Origin of the sequence: Nitratireductor sp. CH_MIT9313-5 (genome assembly GCF_037029545.1) — a bacterium.
In the GTDB taxonomy this organism is placed as follows: Bacteria; Pseudomonadota; Alphaproteobacteria; order Rhizobiales; family Rhizobiaceae; genus Chelativorans.
Genome location: NZ_JAYMER010000030.1, coordinates 1 through 513 on the forward strand (window position 1 = coordinate 1; position 513 = coordinate 513).

Below are 513 nucleotides of genomic sequence, written 5' to 3' on the forward strand. Positions count from 1 at the left end.
CGTCTGGTGAAAGCGCGATCCTGAACAATAAGCGGGATATCATCGACCCCGTACTCGACCGGCAACAGCTCAGTATCGGAACTGCCTGCGTCCTCGATAAGGAGCATTCCTGCCAATCCTAGATAGACCTGCTCGCCAGTCTCCCCATGGGGATGGGAATGGTACCAGTAGGTACCCGCCGGTTGTTCTATCTCGAGAGTCTGATCCAATCTGGAGCCCGGTGCGATCAAGGTCTGCGGCCCGCCATCCTGCCACCCAGGCACATGCAGGCCGTGCCAGTGTGAGGTGATGGCGCGATCAAGACGGTTGGCCACCAACATACGTGCCGCTCTCCCACGGCGCATTCTAAGAGTGGGGCCTAGATAGCTTTGGGACCACCCAAGCACTCTAGCTCGTTGGTGCCCGATAAATGCTCGCTCCCCGTTTATCGCCTCAAGCAAAGTGGGAGAACTTTCATGGACGTCAACCAGCGGAGGAATCGGCAGGCTGCTGCCGGAGTCGTCACTTGCTGAA

1 protein-coding gene is annotated in these 513 nt (G+C 58.1%); it reads right to left on the reverse strand.

Annotated elements, in window-relative coordinates; translation table 11 throughout:
• Nucleotides 1-386, reverse strand: a 386-nt coding sequence (locus WA367_RS18115; protein WP_336058183.1) for a multicopper oxidase domain-containing protein, incomplete at its 3' end; no start/stop codon positions are given.
• Nucleotides 387-513 lie beyond the last annotated feature (127 nt).